5 protein-coding genes are annotated in these 6,409 nt (G+C 27.3%); all 5 read left to right on the plus strand.

Features of this window, described 5'->3' with window-relative positions:
- The first annotated feature begins 166 nt into the window (after positions 1–166).
- Positions 167–1,183 (plus strand): sugar phosphate nucleotidyltransferase, encoded by a 1,017-nt coding sequence (locus ACTG3S_RS04715; protein WP_439128221.1) that lies wholly within the window; start codon positions 167–169, stop codon positions 1,181–1,183.
- Positions 1,184–2,167, plus strand: coding sequence for a tetratricopeptide repeat protein (locus tag ACTG3S_RS04720; protein ID WP_439128222.1), 984 nt, complete (start codon positions 1,184–1,186; stop codon positions 2,165–2,167).
- A gap of 1 nt (position 2,168) precedes the next feature.
- On the plus strand, positions 2,169–2,939 hold the full coding sequence (locus tag ACTG3S_RS04725; protein WP_439128223.1) for a DUF4292 domain-containing protein: 771 nt from the start codon (positions 2,169–2,171) through the stop codon (positions 2,937–2,939).
- On the plus strand, positions 2,939–4,162 hold the full coding sequence (locus tag ACTG3S_RS04730; RefSeq protein WP_439128224.1) for a murein hydrolase activator EnvC family protein: 1,224 nt from the start codon (positions 2,939–2,941) through the stop codon (positions 4,160–4,162). The genes ACTG3S_RS04725 and ACTG3S_RS04730 overlap by 1 nt, the downstream gene beginning before the upstream one ends.
- 102 nt (positions 4,163–4,264) lie before the next feature.
- Positions 4,265–6,409 (plus strand): ATP-binding protein (locus ACTG3S_RS04735; protein WP_439128225.1); only part of this gene is annotated, 2,145 nt, incomplete at its 3' end.

Genomic DNA, 6,409 nt, shown 5'->3' on the forward strand with positions numbered 1-6,409 from the left:
TTTGAGATGTTTTCAATATCAAATATCAAAATACTTTTAAAGACTTATATATTATTATTTATATTCCAGAATAAGTGATTTTAGTACACTGTTTTTTCCATAAAAACTATTTTACTACTACTTCAATAATTGGTATATTGCGAGATATAAAAAAAATTAATTAAAAATGAAGATAATTGTTCCTATGGCAGGTATTGGTTCTCGTTTAAGACCACATACATTAACAGTACCAAAACCTTTAACTGTAATTGCAGGAAAACCCATAGTACAAAGATTAGTAGAAGATATTTCTTCTGTGATTGATGAGGAAATTGATGAAATTGCTTTTATAATTGGACCTGCAAAAAAAGGTTTTCCAGAAAATACAACCGAAAATTTATTACAAATTGCAAAAGAATTGGGTGCAAAAGGTAATGTATATGTGCAAGAAGAAGCATTAGGAACAGCTCATGCACTTTTTTGTGCAAAAGAATCGTTATCTGGACCTTGTGTAGTGGCTTATGCGGATACTTTATTTAAAGCAGATTTTAAATTAGATGCAAATGCAGATGGTGCTATTTGGGTAAAGCAAGTGGCAGACCCAAGTGCTTTTGGTGTAGTGAAATTAGATAATGGTTTTATTACAGATTTTGTAGAAAAACCAAAAGATTTTGTTTCTGATTTGGCAATTATTGGTATTTATTACTTTAAAGATGGAGATAGAGTAAGAAATGAAATTCAGTATTTAATAGACAATGATTTAAAAGAAAATAACGAATATCAACTTACAAACGTTTTAGAAACTCTAAAAAGTGAAGGGGCCAAATTTATACCCGGTACTGTAAATACATGGATGGATTGTGGTAAAAAAGACCCAACAGTAGATACCAACAAACAAGTGTTAGAATTTGAACATAAGGCTGGTAATAATTTGGTTTCTAAAGACGTTATATTAGAGAACTCAGAAATTATACAACCTTGTTATGTTGGTAAAAATGTTGTGTTAAAGAACGCAAAAATTGGCCCTTATGTTTCTTTAGGAAGCAATAGCGTTGTAGATAATGCGACCATAAGTAATTCTTTAATACAAAATAATGTAGAAATTTCTAACGCCAATTTAGATAATGCAATGATAGGAAATCATGCAAAGTATAATGGTAATTATACCTCTGTAAGTATTGGTGATTATACAGAATTGATATAAATGACCTTAAAAAAAAAGAAAATACAATTTAGAAAAGAGACATTTTTAGACAATCTTAAAAGTTCACTTTTTTCTATACTTTTTTTGTTATGCTCTCTTAATTTTTTTGGACAAGACAGTATACCAGCAGCGCCAGATTTAACGGAAGAAAAAGAGTTAAACTTTCAGGATTTTTTTTTCAAAGCACTTTCGCAAAAATCTATTGGCAATTATCAAAAATCAATAGAAAATTTAGAAAGTTGTAACCAAATATTACCTAATAATGCTACAGTTTTTTTTGAGTTTTCTAAAAACTATTTATTATTAAATAACACACTTTTAGCTAAAGAGTATATACAGAGAGCCATCGAAAAAAATAAATTGAATATATGGTTGCTAAAACACTTGGTTAAAGTATATTTAAAAGACAATGACTTTAAAAATGCTATAGAAACACAAAAAAAAGTAGTTGCTTTAAACCCGAAAGAAAGAAATTATTTAGTAAGACTCTATTTAAGAAACAACAATTATGCAGAAGCACTAAATTTGATGAGGGTTTTAGATAAAGAAAACTTATTGACTTCTAACTATAAAAGAGTTAAAGAAAATTTAGAAAATAGAAAAAAGAGGGTTCCTGTAGAGAGAAAACTTACCGATAAAAAAGAGACGGTTTACAAACAATTTGAAAGTAATAAAACATACACCCTTTTAAAGCAGATTTTAGAAAACGAACAGAAAAACCCAGATGCCTTATTAAAATATAGTGCAGAAGGTATTTCTCTTTTTCCAGCACAACCTTTTGTGTATTTAATGAATGGAAAAGCATATCTTTCTAAAAAAGAATTTGACAAAGCTATTACTGCCTTAAAAAACGGTATCGATTTTGTGATAGAAGATAAAATGGAAGCCAATTTTTACAAAGAAATAGCGAAAGCATATAAAGGTTTGGGTAATTCAATTGAAGAAAAAAAATATTTAGAAAAATTTAAAAAACTAAATAAATAGCATGAAAATATTTAAATATTTAGTTCTAATTGCACTAATTTTTACCTCATGTAAAACAAAAAAATATGTAATAGATACAAATGCTGTTGCTAAAGACATGTCTGCTAAAAGAGTAGTAAAAAAACATGTTAATGTAGATTTTGATAAAGAAACTGTAGATGCAAAACTAGCTGCAAGTTTTAATGATGGTAAAACTAAACAAAGTCTAACTGTTTATTTACGAATCACCAAAGACAAAGAAATTTGGCTAAAAGGTTCAAAATTTATTACGGTATTTAAGGCTAAAATAACCCCAAATTCTGTTGAGTATTATTCGCCTTATGCAAAAAATTATTTTAAAGGTGATTTTAAAATGTTAGAAAAAATATTGGGTACATCCTTAAATTATTCTCAATTAGAAAACCTTTTTCTAGGTCAAGCAATTTTAGATTTGAAAGAAAATAAACAAGAAGTTGCTATTATAGATAATACTTATGTTTTAAATCCGCAAAGTACAAATGGTGTTTTAAATATGTTTTTTGGTATAAATCCTGGGCACTTTAAATTAGATTTTCAGAAAGTAATAAATTCATTTAAAAATCAAGCTTTAGAAGTAGAATATCCATCTTACAGAGTTGTTGATAATGAAATTTTTCCACAAAAAATAAACATAAAAGCTAAACAAGGTAAAAAACTCACCAATATAAATTTTACAGTTAAATCTGTAGAGTTTAACACACCATTAAATACTTCATTTTCTATACCAGAAGGTTATAAACGCATTAATTTATAGTGATAAGAGCTCGTTTACATATTGTTTTTTTTAGCGTACTTTTTTCTTGTTTTTCTATTTACGGACAAACAAAAAAAGAGTTGGAAGAGCGTCAGAAAAAATTAAAAAAAGAAATAGCTCTCGTCAATAATTTACTTTTTAAAGAAATTAAAAAAGAAAAAAATGTTTTAGAAGATCTTAAAGACATCAACCAAAAAATAGCTGTGAGGCAGCAATTAATTAAAACCATTAATGCAGAAGCAAATCTATTATCTAAACAAATATCAACCAACGAAAAAAAAGTAGTAAAATTAGAAAAAGAGTTGGCAACTTTAAAAGCAGATTATGCGCGTATGATTTTTAAATCTTACAAAAGTAAATCTCAACAGAGTAAAATTATGTTTTTGCTATCTTCAGATAACTTTTATCAAGCATATAAGCGTTTAGAGTATATGAAGCAATACACGTCTTTTAGAAAAAAACAAGGCGAAAAAATTGTAACGCAAACAAAAACAGTTGCTTCTATCATAGATTCTTTAACAATACAAAAACAAGCAAAAGACACGTTGATTTTATCAGAAAAAGAACAAAAAGATAAAATTGAACTCGATAAAAAAAGCAAAGAAAAATTAATTTCTTCTATAAAAAAGAATGAAAATAAGTACAAAAGAGATTTAAAAAAGAAAATAAAAGAAGAAAAAAGAGTTGCAGAAAAAATTGATAAAATTATTAAAGAAGCCATTGCAAGAGCCAATAAAAAAGTAAAAAACAAACCTAAAACATCTAAAAAGAACGAATTTATTTTAAGTCCAGCAGCAAAAGCTTTGGCAGCGAAATTTGAGTCTAATAAAGGGAAACTGCCTTGGCCTTTAGACGAAGGTTTAATTACAAGAAGATTTGGTAGACAGCCACATCCAACTTTTCCTGGTATCACATTAAATAGTACAGGCTTACATTTTACAACCAAAAAAAACAGTGATGCAAAAGCTATTTTTAATGGTAAAATTTTAAACATTTTAGTAACTTCAGAGGGTAAGAAAAATGTTTTAATACAACATGGAAATTACATAACATCATACAACAACTTAGAAAAACTATATGTAAAAAAAGGCGATGTTGTTGGTACAGGACAAAAAATAGGTAAAATTTTTACAGACAAAGTTTCTGGTAAAACAAAGCTAATTTTTGTGTTGTATAAAAATACTACGAAATTAAATCCGACCAGTTGGATTCTTAGAAGATAGTAAGTTTATCTTTCATTTTACTATCTTGGTATCTATAAATTATTTTCTATATTCATAAAATATTTAGTATTTTAAAGATCTTTATTAGATCAACAACCATTAATGGAAGAAATAATCTTACAACAAAAGCAAGTAATTGCAACATTATTTAAAGATAAAATGGTGCCTGTTTTTTTAAACAAAACAACAGCACACCATGTAGCAATGCAAAAAATAGAGGTTCTTCAACAAAAAATATCAGAAAAAAAGCAAACACCACAAAACAAGTTTGATACTTTTAAAGAGTTAAATACCTATAAGACTGCTTTAGAAAACTGTATTACCACTTACTTTGATACATTAAACAAAGAAGCATTATTTTTTAATACATATTTTGAAGCATTAGATACTCATTTAACTACCTTAGATGAAACTATTATTAGAACACAAGACCAAGAACGTTTTGTTGGTTTAGAGGTAGATTCTAAAGTTTTAAAGTTTAAAAAAGCACTAAAATACAATGCTTTTAAAGTTTCTAAAATACCTTTAAAAACCATAAATCTTTTTAAAAAACGTAAAAAGCAAATTGTTTTTTGGAAACAAGAAATACCTTTTAAAAACATTACCAGCCATTATTTTAAAACGAATTTGGTAGCAGATTTAGCTATTGTTAATGATGTTGTAAATAAAGAAATTAACCAAATTACAGAGGCATATTGGGTAGTAGATAGGGCTATAGATGTAGGAATAGAAAACTATTTAAATGCTGATTCTGAAATATCTTTTCCTGATGATTTATTTGTAAAATTAGCAGACTTACCTTCTTTAGAAACAAGACTAGAGCAACAAAAAATATTATTAAATGATATCTTCGAAAATACATCGATTAACTATACAAACGCTTTGTATAAAGCAGACACTATAGAATTATCTGCAAATTCTTTTCAATTAAAAAAGATAGAAAATCACTTAAAAAATACAGAAGAAAAAAGTAGTAAAAATCAAAAACTTTGGCAAAATACATTTAATGTTTTAGAGAGCGATTGGGAACTAGATATAGAAATCTATAAGATCATATTCAACTTAATGTTTACGTATAATACTTTAGAAAACTCCATTTCTAAACGTATAGAAAACGTATATTTAGAATTAGAAGAAATTAAAAAATACCTATCAGAAACCAAAGCTACTATAGCCAATACAGAAAATAACAAAGCTGTAAAACAAACTATTATTGCACAAATTAAAAAGGATACAAAAGCTTTTAAAAAAATAATAGACGAAACTACAAAACGTATTTCTAACCAAGAATTACCATTGCAAGTCAATTATTTTGAAGAAAATGCGCTACAAGTATTACAAACACTTTCTAAAAAAAGAGCCATTAGCTCAGATACAGATTATACAACAAAAACAGCTACAACTTCTATAAATTACATTTCACCTTTTGAGATTGTTTCTTACCAAAGTTGGCCAAACTTGGCAGCACAAATAAAAGAAGCAAAGTTAGATTTAAGTTCAAAAGTTACCACTTTTATAGAAGATATAAATGCCATAAATCAGGTAAACGAATTTAATTTAGAATCTGCGCTTTCACTTTTTGAAACTGAAACACAAGAAAATACTTCTAAAGAAAATACACCCAAAAAAGTAGCTTTAGAAGGTTTGGGTAGAAGTGAAGAAAAAGTAGAAGAGCTAAAAAATACACTTACAGAATTAAACACTACCAATGCGAATTTACTATTACCAAGTATAGACAAGTTTAACAAAAGTATTTTAGAGTTAACAGATACAGAAAACATTTTAGAAATTAGATTAACAATTGCCAAAGCAAAATCTATTGAAAAAAGTAAGCTACTTAAAAAGCAGTTTATTAATAATGTAAAGAATTTTGTACCTGTGGCTGTTGGGTACACAAAAAATAAATATACAAAAACAGCTGTTCGCATTAAAAATTTATTAATTAGAACAGGTTTGTATAAAGAAACTGCAAATGTAGATAGCCATTTGTCTGATTTTTTAAAACAAGCAGAAAAAGCTTTAGGAGCGTTACCTTATGTATATCAACGTTTATTTAGATCTGAAACACTACAAAACGAAGCGCTATTTATTGGAAGAAAAGCAGCTTTACAGACTTTAGACGAAGCGTACCAAACCTTTCAAAAAAAACATTATGCAGCCACAATAATTATAGGAGAGCGTGGTTCTGGTAAAACATCGGTAATTTATCATTTTTTAGAGCAAAATAAAAAAACACCCAAAACTGTA

The sequence above is a fragment of the Polaribacter sp. genome, assembly GCF_965656025.1.
In the GTDB taxonomy this organism is placed as follows: Bacteria; Bacteroidota; Bacteroidia; order Flavobacteriales; family Flavobacteriaceae; genus Polaribacter.